The following is a 17,097-nucleotide window of genomic DNA, read 5'->3' as shown; positions in this document are numbered from 1 at the left end:
CTGTGACAGCTCCGGCGAAGATTCCCCGGAGGCTGCCCGCTTCGGACCGCAGCCGTCACAAGCCCCGGCCTTCGGTCGTCTTCGCAGCCGGACGAGCCATGCGACGAGGAAACCAGAACCATGCGGCCAAGCAGGTCCCGCATGTATTGCTACCGGGCCCCTGGCCGCGTCGATGACTCGCCGCGTTCTCGTTAACGCGCGGGGCCGGGTTCGCCGGCCGCGACGAAGGCGCTGTTGAGCCCCTCCTCGAAGGAGGCACCACCGGACTCCCGGGTGCGGACGACGGCTCCGAGCACCGCTACGCCGAGGACCGCGCCGATCTGCCGGGTGGTGCTGCTGACGCCCGACGCCAGGCCGCCCTCCTGTGGGCTGACCGACTGGATGGCGGCGCCGGTCAGCGGGGACATGGTCAGCGCGAAACCGATACCGACGACGGCCAGCCGCCACCAGACGTTCGCGTAGCCGGTGTCGGCGTGCACGAAGCCCAGGGCCAGCGTCCCAGCCCGGCCAGCGTCAGGCCGATGGTGACCATGATCCGGAAGCCGTACCGGGCGGCGAACCGGCCCGCGAACGGGCTGATGACGACCATCGCGAGCGTGGCGGGCAGGGTCTGCACCCCGGCTCGCTGGGCAGGGCCCTGCGATTGCCAGCGTGGCCCGGCTGGGACGCAGACGGCCAACAGCGCGGATGTCGGGCCGCAAAACGATGAGCTCCGGCCTGCGGCCGAAGCCCCCTTTCCCTCCCGACCCGAGGCCGGACGGTCCGCGGGCCGCAGAACCCGTCAAAGGTGCATGCGGCGTCGCGAAGTACGGGCGGCCGAACTGGGAAGCGATTCGGCGGCGGAACGCTCGCATTGCTGATCCGCGCACGTCACCACTGAGACATCGTATTGGTCAGGGAACTGCTAGGTCGAATGAAATGGCCGTCGACGCCGACGAGGCTGTGACCGGCCGGAGAAGAAGTTTCATGTCTTCCAGGCACCTCTTGGCTGGGCGTCCTGATGTAGTCAGCGACCGAAACTTTTGACACGATTGCTACCAAGTGCCCCCACCAGGTGGGGCGCGCCCTCGCATCGCGCGAAAAAGACAAAACCAGAACGAAGGTGTGAGCAAGATGCCCGAGCCCGCTAAGAACGACTCACCGAACAACCCCGACGAAGCCTTGATCTATGCCATCTTCGGCATCTGGATCGGTGGATTCGTCTGCGGCGTCCTCGGCGTCGTGATCGGCATCGTTGGTGTTGTCGGCGGCTTCATCACGCACCCCCAAGGCCCCGAGACCGCCATCGTCGCCTACGGGATGACGGGCACCTTGGTCGGCGCCCTCATCGGTCTGATCGTCGGCCTCCTGAGCGGTTCACGAGACCACCCAGGCCAACGCTGAACAAAGGTCTTCGCCGAACCGGCGAAGACCTCCGACATGAAGCGGCCTCTCAAGAGAGGCCGCTTCTTGCTCCCTGTTCCTGTACCCGCAGATCGTCCAGGCCCTGGACCGCGCCTAACCGGCGCTGCGCAACCGGGTCCGCGCCGAACTGGCCGAGACCGACGCCGAGAGCGCGGCCGAGTACGGCGAGGAGGACCAGCCGCGGCCCGACCGGTTCGTGCCGGGGGTCTGGCCGGCCCTGGTCGCCGACGTGATCAGTATGTCGAGCCAGGCCGCCGAGCGGCCCGACCAGCGCCCGCCGCTGCAGCATCTCAGCGGATCGTTTGTGATGCTGCCCCACTACATGCGCGGAGATCGGCAGCGACCTGAACCCCCGATGACGTGGTCTCGACCCTGGAGTGCGGACTAGAACTACTGCCGCCCCTGCTACGCGCCCCCGTACTCAACACGCACCTGGAGCGGAGCAGCGTCGGCAAACCGTCTCCACCATGCCCCTGCCCGCACCCGGCCCCAGCGTGGTGATCACTGACACCGATCCGCAACCGACCATGAGCGGCCAGGACGAGCCGCACTCCGGTCACCCCGACGACTTCCAGCCGATCACCCCCGACGTCCCGTGGGCCTTGGACCCGGTTCCACCGGGAGAGCCAGAAGGGTAGGCCCCCGCTCGCGCCACGACCGGCCGACAGCCCCGCCGGGCACATGCACGGGCTGGCCGCGATCGAAGCCTCCCGGCGGCCTATCGCCAGGTCTTCGAGAACGCGCGGCGCAGGGCATCGTCCGGCGCGGGAAGGTACTGACCTGGGTGTCCTCGGTGGGAGGAGCGCGGGCGCACCCTCGTTCTTCAACGACCTCACTGCCTGGGAGTGCTCCGACGCCTCCTTCCACCTGGATGTCTTTGGCCTGCTCGGTCAGCCGCCGAGCCCGGCTGGGCTCTCCAGCCTCTATTAATTCCCCGGCCGGCACGGCCGGCATCCTCGCCCGACTCGGCGGATATGCCACAGGGGAGGCTCAGGTCGACTGGCGGCCCCGGGGTTCTGTGGCTCGTGCGATGTCCTGGGTCAGCGCTGCTGCGTCGGCGAGGTCGTCCAGGGCGAGGCACCGGTCGCGCCAATCGGTGAGCGCACATGCGGTCAGAGTGTCGAACTTGCTGAGCACCGCCTCCCGCGAAAGGGGGCGTGCCGGGGAGCCCAAGGCGTCCACCACGCGCCGGGAGGCCCGTCCGGAGGGCGTTTCGACCGTCACGCGGGCGGCCCAGTGGTCGGGGAGGAGGGTGTCCAGAGCCGGGTCCGGAACCAACGTCACGGCCGGGACATCGTCGGCGATGCGGGCCCGGCGGAACGTCGACACGTCCTCAGGGGTACCGGAGAGGGCGGCGGCGACCGCGAAGGCCGCTCCGGCGGAAGCCTCGGCCGGGCCCGGCACCTCCCGGTCCGCGTTGACGAACGACATCAGACCGGACGGGAGCGCCACCTCGACGTGGGTGGCGTTCCGGGCGTCCAGTGCGCGCAGCGCGTCGATCACGGCGTGCAGTGGACGGGCGCACGGGTACGGTTTGAAGCCGCATTGCTCCAGGTGGACGCCCGCGGCGGGAGGGGCCGGTGCGGGCGGCCGGGCGAGCGCGAGCGCGGCCGGGCGGTCCAGCAGGGCGGGGCTGCCCGTCGCTCCGGCGCGGGCCAGGTACGCCGCCTCGACGCCGTCGGCGGCGGCCCGGCCGGGGAGCAGGTAGTGCGCCTCGCCGAAGCGGCCGGACGAGAGCAGCCCGCCGAGACCGGCCGCCGCCACCGCGAGCGCCGAGGCCGTCCGCTCCTCGTCCAGCTCCAGCAGGACGGCGGTCGCGGCGGCGGCGCCGATCGGACCGAACAGGGCCGTCGGCCACCAGCCGGACGCGTACAGCGCGGCACCGCCGAATCGCAGGCCGGCCTCCACCACCGCCTCGTAGCCTGCGAGCACCGCGTCGACGACCGCCGCGCCCGGCCGCCCCTCATTCTGAGCGACCAGCAGGGCCGCGGGGACGACGACCGCCGCGGGGACGACGGCGGCTCCGGCGTGCAGTGCGTCGAACTCGTCCAGGTGCGCCTGGGTCGACCAACGCAGCACGCGGTCTCGCAACGAGTCGCCGAAGTACCGGGCCGGCGGCCCGGCGATCGGGTGCGTGGCGCCGGAGACCACGCAGCCCAGCGTGTCCAGGACGTGCAGGGCCGCGAGCCCGCGGGCGTCGGGCGTCGCCGCCCGGGGGGCCCGCGCGGCCCGGGCGGCGAGGTCGTCGAGCGTGCTCACAGGCGGGGGAGGACGTCGCCGCCGACCGCCTCGATGAGGTCGTGCGGCGGGTCGTAGGAGCCGACGTGCTGGAGGAACACGCCGGACGCTCCCGCCTCGAACGTCTCCCGGAGCCGGGTCGCGACCTCCTCGGCGGTGCCGACCAGGCAGAAGGCGCGGGCGAAGGCGAGCGCGTCGTCGTCGGTCACCCAGCGGTCCGCGACCTTGACGGCGCGGTCCCAGTCCTCGGCGTGCCCGATGTCCGGGTACACCTCGTCGATCCGGTCGGGGACCCGGAGATGGATCCCCGCGAGAGCGAGGAAGGGGGCGCCGCCGTTCTGCGCGATCGACGCGCAGATGGGCTTCAGCTTCCGGGCAGAGGCGAGGACGTCGTCGGTCACCTCGCAGAACGCCGACACCGTCAGCGGCACGTCGCCGGACCGCCCCGCCTCCCGGGCGCCCTCGCGGACCTGCGCCGCCGCAGCGGCGAGGGTCTCGGGCGAGACGCCGCTGAGCAGGACGACGCCGTCTGCGACGGCCCCCGCCAGCCGCAGGTTGCGCGGCCCGCTCGCGGCGAGGTGGACGGGCACGGACGGCGCCGGGTCACGCAGCCGCGACCGCACCGGGCCGTAGTCCCATTCCTCTCCGGCGAGCAGCACCCGCAGCTGGGCGAGCCCCTCCCGAAGTTCCGCGCGGGTGCTGGCGCGCAGCCCTATCGGCACGACGGAGCTGTTCCCGACGCCGAGGCCGAGGGTGAACCGTCCGGGCGCCAGCTCGGCGACGGTCCGTGCCGCGGAAGCCACCACGGACGGGTGCCGGGTCGCGACGTTGGTGACGGCCGTTCCGAGCCCGATCCGCTCGGTGCGCAGCGCGGTCACCGACAGGACGGAGAAGACGTCCCGCCACAGCAGCTGCGAGTCGGGGAACCAGACCTCGTCGAACCCCAGCGTCTCGGCCCTGGCAGCGACGGATGCGAGCCGGTCCGGACGGTCGCAGGCCGGGACGCGGATGCCGACCCTCACCGCGCCTCCCCGAGGAAGTCCAGGTTGAGGCGGTTGAAGCGGGCGGCGTGCTCGTGCTGGGGCCAGTGCCCGCACTCGCCGAAGATCTCCAGCCGGGAGCCGGGGATGCTGTCGTTCATCCGGTGCGCCTCCGGGATGTCGCCGAACGGGTTCTGCGCTCCCCACACGATCAGCGTGGGCGCGGCGATCCTTCCCATCTGCGCGGCACTGAGAAGGTCGGGCTCGCGGTTCTCCATCTCCTGGAGGCAGAGCAGGTTGTCGACCCGCTTGACGAACTCGGGCCGGTGGTAGATCGCATGCCGGACTTCGACCAGTTCCTCGGACACGTCCTTCGCCGGGTCGTGCATGAGGAGCTGGAGGCGCTTGCGGGTGAGGCCGATGTCGTCCTCGGCGACGGCCTTGCGGGTGCTGGTCTTGATGCGTTCCATGACCTGGGGGTTGGCGACGGTTCCGCCGGGGGCCACGAGCGTGAGCCGGCCGACGCGGTCGGGGTGGTCGGCGGCGAGGCGGCCCGCGACCCAGCCGCCCAGCGACTCGCCGACGAAGTGGGCGCGGTCGATGCCGCAGGCGTCCAGGTAGGCGAGGACGTGGTCGACGTAGCGGGGGATGCGGTACGGCTCGTCCACGCCGTCGGTGTAGCCGTGCCCGAGCATGTCGACGGCGTGGCAGGCGTACCGTTCGGCGTGCGCAGGGATGTTGCGGACGAACGCCTCCAGGTGGCCGCTGGTGCCGTGCAGGAACACCACGGCCTCTCCCGTCCCGGCCTGGAGGGCCCGGGTGCGGACGCCGCCCGCGTCGACGAAGCGGATGGCGTGGTCGACGCCCGTGAGGTCGGTCCAGATGCTCATGCTTTCTCCTTCGTTGTTGCGGGCTCGACGACGGCGACGCCCATTCCGGTGAGCCATTGGGGGACGGCGGCGTAGGCGAGGGTCTCGCCGCGCGCGCCGGGTCCGAGGGCGGCGAGCATGGCGATCCAGGAGCGGATCTCCTGTGCGCCGTTGCCGGCCTCCTCGTCGATGTCGGTGGTGGTCCGGTCGAGGAGGGGGCCGAGGTCGCCGTTCTCGACGAGATCCAGGAAGGCCGCGTCGAACGCGGGGTTGAGGTCGGCCTCGGCGGCGCGGATGATCTGCCGTCGCCGGACCTCGTAGTCGCCCCACGATCCGCGCCCGTTCAGCCACGCCTCGACGAGGAAGCGGTCGTCGTCGGAGAGGGTCTCGAACCACTTCGGCCACGGCAGGCGGTGCGACAGCCCGCCGGACGCGATGACGGCGACGCGCTTCCCGGCGCCGTCGGCGGCGATGGCGCGGCCGAGTGCCGCGCCGAGATCGTGGCAGCGCCGCAGGGACGGCAGCGGCGGCGCGAACATGTTGATCACGATCGGGACGATCGGGACGTCGAGGTCCGGCACCAGGTGCTGGAGCCCGTGGGTGATGCCGTGGTCGACGGTGAGCCGCAGGGAGAAGGCCGGGTCGAACCCGTCGTCGACGAGGGACGTGGTCAGATGGCGCGCCAGGTCCGTGTCGGCGGGCAGCGGCCCCCTGGGCGTCAGGGCCTCGCCGGCTCCGAGCACCTCGCCGACGCCGATCGTGAACGCGGGCATCATGTCGAGGAAGAATCCGCGGAAGTGGTTCGACCCGATGATCACGATCGTGTCGGGGGCGGCGGCGCGCAGCCGCTCGGCGGCGCCTTCCAGCCCGTCGCGGAAGCGGTGGGCGTCCTCCAGGTGGTCGACCTTGGCCCAGTCGGTGTTCATCAGCGTGCTGTGGGAGGCACCCACGCCGAGCACGATGTCGCTCATCAGTTCCTCCAACGCAGGGCGGACGAGGCGACGGCCCGCCCCGTCCTCGGGGTGGTCGTCGCCGTCCGCCCGCGGAGGGCGGCCGGAACCGGGGTCAGGGCCGCTCGGCCGCGAGCCCTCTCAGCAGGACGTCGAGTCCCGCGTGAAACTGCCGGTCCGTGGGGAGCCAGGCCAGCTCCGGAGACAGCTCGATCATGTTCGGGAACTCGTCGGCGGGCAGCGCCGAGTAGAAGTGGGCCCGCTGCCTGCGCAACTCGGCGGCCTCCTCGTCGTCCCCGCCCCACGGGCGCGGCATCTGGTAGGCGGCGAAGCCGAGCGTGTACGTCAGCAGGAGGCCGTAGACGCAGACGGCGTCCGCCGGGGGCAGCCCGCTCTGCCGGAGCCGTGCCAGGACGCGTTCGAACGCGCCGCCCAGCGAGGTGCGGCTCGCCGTGGTCCGGGTGGACAGCAGCCGGACCACGCTCGGGTGCTCCCGCATCATGGCCAGGAGCGCCTCGGCGATGCGGCGCGCCTCGGTGACGGGGTCGGGTCCGATCTCCTCGGGAAGCCGCAGGTTGCCGAGCACCTGGTCCGCCATCCCGTCGAGGATGTCGTCCTTGTTCTTGAAGTGCCGGTACAGGGCCATCGTGCTGAAGCCGAGCTCGCCCGCGAGCCGCCGCATGGTCAGCCCGTCGAGGCTCTCCCGGTCGCCGATCGCGATGGCGGCGTCCACGATGTCCCGCGCCGTGAGCGCCGCCTTGTCCGGACGGCGTCCTCGGGGCGGGGGCCGCCGTGTCGTCACTCTTCGCTCCGTCTCGCCCAAGGTCCTGAACTCTCCTCCACTCGATCTTCTCCCGGATCACAGGCCCACGTCCGCCGTTGCCCGGGTGCAGGTGTTGATCGTGGTGCGCATCACGTGCCGGGTGAGACGGACCATCTCCCTGAGGTCGACCACGTTCATCCCCATGGGGAAGTCGACGGGCAGCGGCGCCTCCGCCCCCGCCCTGGCCATGCCGATCCGAGCCGTGGGCAGACCGCGGTTGCGCAGGATGTTGGCGTCGGTGGCGCCGCTGTTGCCGAGGATCGGCTCGTGCGCCCGACCCTCCTCCGCCTCCCACGCCTCGATCGCCGCGCGGACGATCCACGCGTCGGGATCGGTCGCCGTCCCGGGGATCGCGAGGGTCATGTCCCAGCCGATCTCCAGCCGCGGGTGCGCGGCGGCGATCCGCGCGACGGCGGCGGCGAACTCGCGCTTGACGCTCATCGGCGTGGACGCCGGTGACGTGCGGAGGTCCAGGACGAACCGGCACGAGGCGGGGGAGACGGCCGGCATCCGCATGAAGCCGCCCTCGATCGCGCCGATGTTGCCCTGCGGGGCGACCGTTCCGGACGTGTGCCGGGCGGTGTACTCGGCGAACCACTCCTCCAGGGCCGCGGCGACGGTGCCGGCGCCGAGGATCGCGTTGCGGTAGTCGATGCGGTGACGGCTGCCCGCGTAGGAGTAGCTGCCGCCGACGGTGACCTCGAACCAGCACAGGCCGACCTCGTCCCACGAGACGGCCCATCCGGGCTTGGCGATCAGCGCGAAGTCGGCCCAGACGCCCTGTTCCAGCATGAACGAGGCGCCGTTGCCCTGGCCCGCGTTGTACCGGCGGACGTGGGGGGCGGTGCGCTTGTTCGTCGGCATCCCGCCCGCGCCCAGCCCGAGGACGACGTCGCCGCGCAGCGGCGTCCCGGCCCGGTGCAGGATCTCCAGCGCGGCGACGAGGCACGCCGCGTGGCCCTTCGGGTTGCTCGCGCCGAGGCCGATGACGTAGTCGCCGTCCCGGACCGGTTCCGGGACCATGTCGTAGCGCAGCGTCGTGCCGACCCGGGGCAGGTCCTCTTCGGGATTCCCCGTCGTCAGCGTGTCGATCGGGGCGTAGAGGAGTAGGTCGGGGCCCGTTCCGTCGCCGTGGAGGCGGGCGACGGCGTTGCCCTGGGCATCGTCGATCGGCTGGTAGACGGCGTCGATCCCGGAGGCGGCGAGGGTGGAGACCGCCCAGCGGGCCAGTTCGCCCTCCTCGCCGGTGGGGCTTGGGATGCCGGTCATGCCGGTGACGAGTTCGGCGAGGCGCTCGGGGTCGATGAGCCTCTCGGCGTCCCGCAGCAGTGCCAGACGCGCGTGGTCCAGCGCCGTCATACGGATTCCTCCCTGTCATGGGTGAGTCGTTCGGCGGCGCGTTCGGCGAGTCCGGCGGCGGCGTCGAGCTTCCAGGCGTTGCCGGGCAGGGGGTGCCCGTGCCGGGTGAGTTCGGCGTCCACGGCGTCGCGGAGCGCGGCGGGGTTGAACGGCCTTCCGTTGAGGGCGCGTTCGGCGTCGGCTGGCCGCCACGGCGTCGGGGCCAGCGCGCCGAAGACGATCCGGCAGTCGTCCCACCGCTCCGCCGACCGGCTGGACGCGGCGACGGACACCACGGCGAAGTCGCCCTGCCAGAGCGCGAGCTTCTCGAACACGCAGGGCCGGCCCGGCTCGGGGATCCGGACGGCGACGACCAGGTCCGTGTGCTTCAGGGCCGTCTCACCAGGGCCCGTGTAGAGGTCGCCGACGGGGATGCGGCGCCCGTCCGACAGTTCGACGACGGCGTCCAGCGCCGCCAGCACCGTGGCCAGGTCCGACGGCGTGACAGCCTGGCAGCGGTGCCCGTCGACGGCCGCGTGGTAGAAGCGGTGGTCGCCGAGGATCGCGTAGCAGGGGCTGGAGGCGCCGTTGCGCTTGTAGCAGGGGAACTCGTTGCGGAAGAACCAGCAGCGCTTGGCCTGCAGCAGATTCCCCGCGACCGTCGCCGCGTTCCTGACCTGCGGCGACGCGATGGAGTCGGCGGCCTCCGCCAGCGCCGGGATCGACTCGGCGAACCAGGCGGACAGTTCGGCCAGCGTGACGGCCGCGCCGATGACCGCGGTCCCGTCCGGCTCCTCGGTGATGTCGCGCAGGCCCGGAAGCAGCGCGGTGGAGACGAGGCGTTCCGGCGCGGCCAGCCGCTGCCGGCGCTGGAGCAGCACGTCGGTGCCCCCGCCCAGGGCGGCCCCGCCCCGCAGCGCGGCGCCCGCCTCCGCCAGGCTCTCCGGACGGACGATCTCGGCGATGTCCGGGACGGCCGGCGCCAGGCCCGGGTACCGGCCCTGCCGGCCGAGGTGCGTCCCCCACCGGTGCAGCAGTGCGTGGACGCCGCGCGGGTAGGCGGCCCGCATCAGCGCGATCCACCAGCGCGTGGGGCGTCGCCGCAGCCGGTGGTCGCGGACCCTGCCCTCCTTCTCCGCCAGCGCCCGCAGCACCTTGTCCGGAGTGATCGGCAGGTCGCGGATGCGGACGCCGACCGCGTCGTGGACGGCGTTGGCGATCGCCGCGCCCGGCGGGACGATCGGGATCTCGCCGACGCTCTTGGCGCCGTACGGCCCCGCGTCGTCGTGGCCCTCGACGATGAACGGCCGGACGCGCGGGACGTCGGCGGCGCGCGGCAGTGCGTAGTTGATGTAGGCGGGGTTGACGACGCGCCCCTCGGTGCGGATCAGCTCCTCGCCGAGCGCGGCGCCGATCCCGTGCACGGCCCCGCCGATGATCTGGCCTTCGACCATGACGGGGTTGATGGCCCGCCCGACGTCGTGCGCGGCGACGTAGTCGAGCACGGTGACCTTGCCGGTCCGGACGTCGACCTCGACCTCCGCCCCGTGCGCGGCGAAGGAGTAGGTGGGCGACAGATTGGCCTTGTCCTCGCCGGGCGTGATCGTCTCCGTCCCCTCCAGTTCGTAGCGGGACTCCAGGCTGAGACCGCCGTGCGCGCCTGCCAGGTCGCCGAAGCCCATCGCGGCGTCGCCGTGGCGGGCCGCGCCGTCGCGCAGCTCGACGTCCCCGGGGGCGCAGCCGAGCTTGTCGGCAGCCAGCTCGCGCAGCCGGTGGGCCATCTCCCGGGCGGCCTGGCCGGTAGCCGTCCCCGACATGTGCGTGGCGCGCGACGACCAGGCGCCGAGGTCCAGCGGCGTCAGCTCGCCGTCCATCGACAGCACGTCGACGTCCTCGGGGGCGACGCCGAGCTCCTCCGCGGCGATCTGCGCGAGGATCGTCTTCTGGCCGGTGCCCGCGTCCGACCCGCCGAACCGGACGCGCACGCGGCCGTCGGCGTCGACGTCCACGCCCGCCTCGCTGACGTTCGACAGCGGGTAGGCGTAGGCGCCCGACCCGTGCGCCGCGCTGGACACGCCGACGCCGCGGCCGTAGGTCCTCGCGGCCCGCTTGGCGTCCCAGTCCAGCTCCCGCCGGACGGTCTCCAGGCAGTCGACGAGCCGCGCCGTCGTGAGGCGGTACCCGCACAGCGTCTCGGTGTCCGGCTCGACGGCGTTGCGGACGCGCAGGTCGATGGGGTCCATCCCGAGCCGCTCGGCGATCTCGTCGAGCTGGGACTCCATGGCGAGCGCGACCTGCGGCGTTCCGTACCCGCGGTACTGCCCGCCGGGCTGCGTGGCGGTGTCGACGAGCCGCGCGTCGTAGCGGACGCCGTCCGCCCGGTACACCGACCCGAGGGCGATGACGCCGACGCGCATCACCGACGAGCCCATGTGGGAGTAGGCGCCGTTCTCGACGTTCAGCTCGGTCTCGAACGCGCGCAGGTTCCCGTCCGCGTCGGCGTAGGTGCGCAGCCGCGTCTCGAAGCGGTGCCGGGGCTTGTTGGAGGCGAACTCCTCCTCCCGCGTGAGCGAGATGAGTACGGGTGTCGCGGTCTTGCGGGCCAGCGCCGCGGCGAGGATCTCGTGTTCGGACGCCTTCGACTTGGAGCCGAAGCTCCCGCCGGTGGCGACCTCGCGGCACACCACCTGGTTGTGCTCCAGCCCCAGCAGGTGCGAGACCTCCTTGGCGATGAAGTAGGGCGCGTGCGTGGAGGTCCACAGCTCCATCACCTCGCGGTCGGCGTCCCACCGGGCGAGCGTGACGTTGGGCTCCATGCATGCGTGCGCGACGCTCGGGTAGACGAAGTCGCCCTCGACCATCACGTCCGACGCCGCGATCCCGGCGTCCGGGTCGCCCCACACGCTGTTCCACCGGATCGCGACGTTGTGTTCGGACGGGCGTTCGTGGAGCGCGCGGGAACGCGGCGCGAGGGCCTCGGCGATGGTGAGCGGTGCCCGGAGCGGCCGGATGCGCAGCCGGATCGCCGCGACCGCCGCCCTGGCCTGCTCCACGGTGTCGGCCGCGACGGCCGCGATCTCCTGCCCGACGTAGCGCACCACGCCCGCCGCCAGGGGCGGCCGGTCGGACATGTGCCCGCCGCGATGGAGGTAGGTGATGCCGGACGGGAAGTCGTCGGCGGTGATGACGCCGCGCACCCCCGGCATCCGCAGCGCGGGGGCGGCGTCCAGACGGGTGATCCGCCCGTAGGGGACGGGGGAGCGCAGCACCGCGGCGTGCAGGTGCGGCGGCTCGGTGAGGTCGTTGACGTAGTCAACGCGTCCGAGGGACCGGTGCTGCCAGTCCAGCGGCCTGATGCTGCGCCCGATTCGTTCGGTCATAGCGAATCCCCCCGCGCCCCTGCCCGCGCGCGGGCCGTCGCGCACACCGCCTCGACGATCGCCGCGTAGCCGGTGCACCGGCAGATGTTGCCGGACAGTTCCGCCCGCGCCCGGGCCCGCGCCCGCTCCGCGTCGGCGGGGAGGCCGGCGCGGAGCAGGGCGGTGGCGTGGACGACCTGGCCGGGCGTGCAGAATCCGCATTGGAACGCGCCCAGGTCGGCGAACGCCGCACGCAGGTCCTCGGACTCCTCCGCGAGGCCCTCCGCCGTCGTGACCTCGCCGTCGACCAGTTCGACGGGTGTCACGCAGGACAGCCTGGGGCGCCCGGCGACGAGCACGGTGCAGGCGCCGCACTCGCCGCGCTCGCACGCGAGTTTGACGGACGTCGCCCCGAACCGCTCGCGCAGGAGCGTGGCGAGGACGGTCCCGGGAGGCGCGGCGGCGTCGCCGGTCCGCCCGTTGACGGTGATGTTCATGAAGGACCCCAGACGGAGGAGGTGCGGACGGGACGGCGTGCTACTCCAGGTCGGCCTCGGTGAGGTCGCCGGAGTCGTTCTTGTCGAACGGCCGGGTCTCGATGTTGACCACGCTGGGGGTGTCCTTCCCGCCGAGCTTGCCGACCATCGTCTGGAGCGCCGTGGCGCCCCACTTCTTCGGCTGGAGCGCGATCTCGTAGCCGACCCGCCCGTCCCGCACCATCGCGAGCGTGGAGGGGATGCCGTCGAAGCCCGTCACGGTGATCTGGCCGGTCTTGCCGGCTTCGTTGATCGCCTGCACGACTCCGGTGAGGAAGTCGTCGAGGTTGGCGTAGACGACCTTGGCGTCCGGGACCGCCGACAGCGACGCCTTGGCGGCCTTCAGCCCCTCCTCGGAGGTGAGGGCGGAGACGTTGACCTCGTGGGCGACCGACATGCCCGGGCACTCCGCCGAGCCGACGACCGCCTTGTAGGCCTTCGTCATTTCCTGGACGTAGGGCGCCGCGGACGGTCCCTTGATCATGATGATCTTGCCCTTGCCGACGTTCTTGCAGGTCCACTGGGCGATCTGCGTACCGGACTTGCCCCAGTCGTTGCCGATGTAGGACGCGCGGCTGGACTTGTCCTCGACGTCGCGGGCTACGGTCATGACCGGGATGTGCGCGGCCTTCGCCGCGTTGAGCGGCGCGACGACGGCCTTGGCGTCGATCGCGGAGACGAGGATGCCGTCCACGCCCTTCGCGATGAGGTCGTTGATGTCGTTGGCCTGCTTCAGCGGGTCGCCGCCGGCGTCGGTGAAGACCACCTTGACGCCGAGCTTCTTCGCCTCCGCCTGGATACCCTTCTGGATCCCGGCGTACAGGGCGATCCTGGGGGCGGCGAAGCTCACGCCGATGGTCTTCCCGCCCTTTTCGGACGCGTCCGAGCCTGTGCAGCCGGTGGCTGCCAAGCCGATACACAGCGCCGCCGCGGCGATCCCGCGAAGTCGGGTCATGCGCATGATGGGTCTCCTCTTGCGGGTTTCGGTGAAGGCGGGGGGCTGAGCGCGGTCAGGTGACGGTGGCCTTGGCAGGGGCGTCCGCGACGGTCGTGCGCGGCGGTGCCTCCTTTCTCCCGGTGCGCAGGCGGGAGAACCGGCGCAGCAGCTCGGCCGACATCGCGAGGATGAACACGATCCCGACCGCGACCTCCTGCCAGGCGTCGCCGACGCCGTTGAGGTTGAGGCCGTTCTGGATCACGGAGATGACCAGGACGCCGAGCAGGGTCCGCCACATCGCGGCCCGCCCGCCGTGCAGGGCGCTGCCGCCGAGCACGACGGCGGCGACCGAGAACAGCTCCAGTCCCTCGCCGACGGTCGGCTGCGCCGACTGCAGCCGCGCGGTCGTCGCCATGCCCGCCACGGCCGCGAACGCCCCGGCGAGCACGAAGGTGGCGACGATCGTCCGCTCGACGCGCAGGCCCGCGAGCCGTGCCGCCTCCCGGTTGCCGCCGCTGGACAGCACACGCAGCCCGAACGGGCTCACGCTCAGCAGGAACGCCGAGACGGCGAAGCAGACGATCATCAACCAGACGATCCACGGGACGCCCAGCGGACGGCCGACGCCGAACCCGGCGATGCTCGCGGGCAGCCCGCCGACCGACTCGGCGTGGGTGAGGATGAGCGTGACGCCCACCCCGATCACCGACGTGCCCAGCGTGATCATGAACGGGTGGACCTTGAGCGCGATCACGAGCAGCCCGTTGAGCAGCCCGAACACGATCCCCGAAAGCACCGCCGCGGCGAGGCCGAGCGTGATGCTCTGCGTCTCCCGCATGACGATCGCGCCGACCGCGCCGTGCAGCGCGACCTGCGCGCCCACCGACAGGTCGAACCCGCCGCCGGCGATGACGAAGGTCTGCCCGAACGCGACGATCGCGAGGATCGCCATCGAGCTGAGGACGTTGAGGATGTTGCCGCTGCTGAGGAACGAGTCCGTCGAGAACGTCAGGACGACGGCGAGGACGACCAGCAGCAGCGGGACGAACGCGTCCTCCAGCGCGGGGGCGGTTCTCTTCATGAGGCAAGACCTTCCGAATGTTCGCCGAGGCACGCCGTCATCAGTTCGGCGTGCGTGACGTCGGCCGTGAGTTCGGCGACCAGGCGTCCCCGCCGGAACGCCAGGTAGCGGTCGGTGATGGAGCGGAACTCCTCGCTCTCCAGCGCCACGACCACGACGCAGCCGCGCTCGTCCGCGAACGCGCGGAGCTGGCGCAGCACGTGCTCCTTCGCCCCGATGTCGATGCCGTGCGTGGGCTCCTCCACGACCAGGACCCGGGCGCCCGCCGCGAGCCACCGTGCGATGAGGACCTTCTGCTGGTTGCCGCCGGACAGCAGCCCGGCGGGGAACGCCGGGTCGGCCGGGCGGACGTCCAGGTCCGCGATCAGTCGGAGCGCCGTGGCGCGCATCTTGCGCCGGTCCAGGGCGCCGAACCGGCTGAACGCCCGCACGTCGCCGAGCGCGATGTTCCGCTCGATGCTGAGCAGCGGCTGCACGCCGTCGCGCTTGCGCTCCTCGGGCACGAACCCGATCGCGGCGGCGACGGCAGCGACGCGGTTGAGTGGCCTGACCCGCCGTCCGCCGACCGTGACCTCGGCGCGCTCGCGCCCGGGCGGCCGGGCCGCCCCGGCGAGAGTGCGCGCGTAGCGGCCGGCGCCCGAGCCGAGGAGGCCGGTCATCGTGACGACCTCGCGATGCCGCAGGTCCAGCTCGGGCGCGCCGGGCAGATCCGCGTGCACGAGCACGTCGCCGGGCTCGTGCGGCTCGCGGTCCGGGGCGTTGGCGAGGGTCCGGCCCGCGACCAGCTCGACCAGCCCGTGCGGGGTGGCCTCGCCGCGGCCGAGGCGGGCGACGATCCGGCCGTCGCGCAGCGCCGTGATCCGGTCGCAGAGCAGGCGGACCTCGTCGAGGTCGTGGCTGACGAACAGGACGGCGAGGCCGTCGCCGGCGAGCCGCCGCACCAGGTCGGTGATCAGCTTGGACTGCCGCGGTTCGAGCGCCGCCGTGGGCTCGTCCAGGATCAGCAGCTTCGGCCGGGCGCGCAGCGCCCGCGCCACCTGCAGCAGCTTCTTCTCGGCGAGGTCGAGGGTGCCCGCGCGGCGTCCTGGTTCGAGGCCGGTGCCGAGCGTGCCGAGCAGCTCCGCCGCCTCGGCGTGGTCGGCGCGGCGGTCCCGCATCAGCCGGCCGCGCCGGTTCGGGGCGGCGACGACGATGTTGTCGGCGACCGTCAGCTCGGGGAACAGCTGCGTCTCCTGGTGGACGACGGTGATGCCGGCGCGTTCGGCCTGCGCGGGCGTCGCGTTGCCGATCCTGCGGCCTTCGACCTCAAGGCGTCCGCCGTCCGGCGCGTACGCGCCGCACAGCACTTTGATGAGGGTCGACTTGCCGGCGCCGTTGGATCCGATCAGTCCGTGGACCTCGCCCGCTATGAGGTCGAGGTCCACCCCGTCCAGCGCGGTGAAGGGGCCGAACCGCTTGGTGACGCCGTGCGCGGCGACGGCGGGCGCCGTCATGACGCGGGCTCCGTCCGCACCGCCGTCCCGGTGCCGCGGACGAACGCGGCCAGGACGCGGCGCCGCACCGGCGGGACGCCGAAGACGGCGGCCAGCAGGACGGCGAGGATGATCAGGATGCGCATCGGGTGGCCTCCACAGGTGCGAGCCGGGGGTCGGTGGGACGGGTGTCGGTGGGAGGGGAGTCGCGCAGGAACGCCTCGGCGAGCCGGGCGTAGTCGCGGGGCCGCTCCTCCTGGGGGTGGTGCGCCGTGTCCGGCAGCACCTCCAGGGCGGCGGCGGGCAGCGCCGCGGCCAGGCGGGTCGCGTAGCCGATGTCGGCGAACGGGTCGGCGGAGCCCCACAGCAGCAGGACGGGAGCCGCCACCTCCGGCAGCAGAGGAGCGAGATCCTCGGGCCAGCCGCGCGCTTCGATGTCCGTTCCAAAAGCAAGAGCGGTCGTAGAGACACTATTTCGGAAGCGTTCAGCGACAGTTGCCTTCGGAACGATCGCGGGATCGTTCCACTCATGAAGACTGATGAGATCGCGCATCTTTTCCGGGGTCGGGCCCTCACCGCCGTAGTACGCCGCGCGGATCTCCGCCCCGCTCACCCCGGGCGTACCGCCGAGTTCGGCGGGGCGGCTGCCGGTGAGGACGATGCGGCCGACGCGGTGCGGGTGGCGTGCCGCGATCAGCAGCGCGACCGCCCCGCCGAGCGACTGGCAGACGAAGTCCGCGCGCTCGATCCCGAGGTCGTCGAGGAGGGCCGTGACGTACCGCGCGTGGAAGGAGTACAGCGGCAGGTCGGCCCGGGGCGCGTCCGAGTCGCCGTACTGCGGCAGGTCCACCAGGACGAGCCGGCGGCCGGGCAGTTCCGGCACGAGGGCGGCGAAGTCGGTCCAGGCGGAGCAGCCGGGGCCGCCGCCGTGCAGCAGGACGGTGGGCGCGCCCTCGCCGGTCGTGCGGACCCGCAGCGCGGTCCCGAGCACGGTGTGCCAGGTGCCGGCGATCGATGCGGTCATGGAGTGTTCTCCGGTTCTCCCGGCCTCCTGGCGGAGGCTCCCGGCGGCTTGACGAGCGGGGGAGCGCTCCGAGAAAGCCGAGCTTA

15 protein-coding genes are annotated in these 17,097 nt (G+C 72.5%); 1 reads left to right on the top strand and 14 read right to left on the bottom strand.

Annotation, left to right across the window (positions count from 1 at the left end):
* Positions 1–191: 191 nt before the first annotated feature.
* Positions 192–479: a hypothetical protein gene (locus AB0H37_RS35350; RefSeq protein ID WP_360617054.1), complete on the bottom strand. Its 288-nt coding sequence runs from the start codon at positions 477–479 to the stop codon at positions 192–194.
* 634 nt (positions 480–1,113) lie between these two features.
* Here AB0H37_RS35350 and AB0H37_RS35345 point away from each other — a divergent pair.
* Positions 1,114–1,383 (top strand): hypothetical protein, encoded by a 270-nt coding sequence (locus AB0H37_RS35345; RefSeq protein WP_360617053.1) that lies wholly within the window; start codon positions 1,114–1,116, stop codon positions 1,381–1,383.
* Positions 1,384–2,394: 1,011 nt separating this feature from the next.
* On the opposite strand, the gene AB0H37_RS35340 is transcribed toward AB0H37_RS35345, so the two are convergent.
* The 13 genes from AB0H37_RS35340 to AB0H37_RS35280 form a co-directional block, all read right to left on the bottom strand.
* Positions 2,395–3,663: an MmgE/PrpD family protein gene (locus AB0H37_RS35340; RefSeq protein ID WP_360617052.1), complete on the bottom strand. Its 1,269-nt coding sequence runs from the start codon at positions 3,661–3,663 to the stop codon at positions 2,395–2,397.
* On the bottom strand, positions 3,660–4,664 hold the full coding sequence (locus tag AB0H37_RS35335; RefSeq protein WP_329092035.1) for an LLM class flavin-dependent oxidoreductase: 1,005 nt from the start codon (positions 4,662–4,664) through the stop codon (positions 3,660–3,662). The genes AB0H37_RS35340 and AB0H37_RS35335 overlap by 4 nt, the downstream gene beginning before the upstream one ends.
* A complete protein-coding gene (locus AB0H37_RS35330) occupies positions 4,661–5,512 on the bottom strand; it encodes an alpha/beta fold hydrolase (RefSeq protein ID WP_329092033.1) in 852 nt (283 codons plus the stop codon). Before AB0H37_RS35330 ends, AB0H37_RS35335 begins: the two co-directional genes overlap by 4 nt.
* Complete coding sequence (locus AB0H37_RS35325) at positions 5,509–6,462, bottom strand: hypothetical protein (protein WP_360617051.1); 954 nt, start codon at positions 6,460–6,462, stop codon at positions 5,509–5,511. Before AB0H37_RS35325 ends, AB0H37_RS35330 begins: the two co-directional genes overlap by 4 nt.
* A 94-nt stretch (positions 6,463–6,556) precedes the next feature.
* On the bottom strand, positions 6,557–7,243 hold the full coding sequence (locus AB0H37_RS35320; protein WP_360617050.1) for a TetR/AcrR family transcriptional regulator: 687 nt from the start codon (positions 7,241–7,243) through the stop codon (positions 6,557–6,559).
* A gap of 57 nt (positions 7,244–7,300) precedes the next feature.
* Positions 7,301–8,623 (bottom strand): peptidase dimerization domain-containing protein, encoded by a 1,323-nt coding sequence (locus AB0H37_RS35315; RefSeq protein WP_360617049.1) that lies wholly within the window; start codon positions 8,621–8,623, stop codon positions 7,301–7,303.
* Positions 8,620–11,982 (bottom strand): molybdopterin cofactor-binding domain-containing protein, encoded by a 3,363-nt coding sequence (locus AB0H37_RS35310; protein WP_360617048.1) that lies wholly within the window; start codon positions 11,980–11,982, stop codon positions 8,620–8,622. The genes AB0H37_RS35315 and AB0H37_RS35310 overlap by 4 nt, the downstream gene beginning before the upstream one ends.
* Positions 11,979–12,458, bottom strand: a complete 480-nt coding sequence (locus AB0H37_RS35305) for a 2Fe-2S iron-sulfur cluster-binding protein (RefSeq protein WP_329092022.1) — start codon at positions 12,456–12,458, stop codon at positions 11,979–11,981. Before AB0H37_RS35305 ends, AB0H37_RS35310 begins: the two co-directional genes overlap by 4 nt.
* Before the next feature lie 40 nt (positions 12,459–12,498).
* Entirely contained in the window at positions 12,499–13,458 is a 960-nt protein-coding gene (locus tag AB0H37_RS35300; RefSeq protein ID WP_329092020.1) for a substrate-binding domain-containing protein, read from the bottom strand.
* 49 nt (positions 13,459–13,507) lie between these two features.
* Positions 13,508–14,515 carry an ABC transporter permease gene (locus tag AB0H37_RS35295; RefSeq protein ID WP_329092018.1) on the bottom strand — a complete coding sequence of 336 codons (1,008 nt, stop codon included), beginning with the start codon at positions 14,513–14,515 and terminating at the stop codon, positions 13,508–13,510.
* The gene (locus AB0H37_RS35290) at positions 14,512–16,008 is read right to left on the bottom strand and encodes a sugar ABC transporter ATP-binding protein (protein ID WP_360617047.1); all 1,497 of its coding nucleotides are present in this window, start codon (positions 16,006–16,008) and stop codon (positions 14,512–14,514) included. The genes AB0H37_RS35295 and AB0H37_RS35290 overlap by 4 nt, the downstream gene beginning before the upstream one ends.
* On the bottom strand, positions 16,005–16,133 hold the full coding sequence (locus AB0H37_RS35285) for a hypothetical protein (RefSeq protein WP_329092014.1): 129 nt from the start codon (positions 16,131–16,133) through the stop codon (positions 16,005–16,007). The genes AB0H37_RS35290 and AB0H37_RS35285 overlap by 4 nt, the downstream gene beginning before the upstream one ends.
* Positions 16,121–17,011: an alpha/beta hydrolase gene (locus tag AB0H37_RS35280; RefSeq protein ID WP_360617046.1), complete on the bottom strand. Its 891-nt coding sequence runs from the start codon at positions 17,009–17,011 to the stop codon at positions 16,121–16,123. The genes AB0H37_RS35285 and AB0H37_RS35280 overlap by 13 nt, the downstream gene beginning before the upstream one ends.
* Positions 17,012–17,097: the final 86 nt, after the last annotated feature.

This window comes from Actinomadura sp. NPDC023710 (assembly GCF_040639875.1).
Classification (GTDB): Bacteria; Actinomycetota; Actinomycetes; order Streptosporangiales; family Streptosporangiaceae; genus Spirillospora; species Spirillospora citrea.
This window is presented reverse-complemented; position numbering and strand designations above follow the sequence as displayed.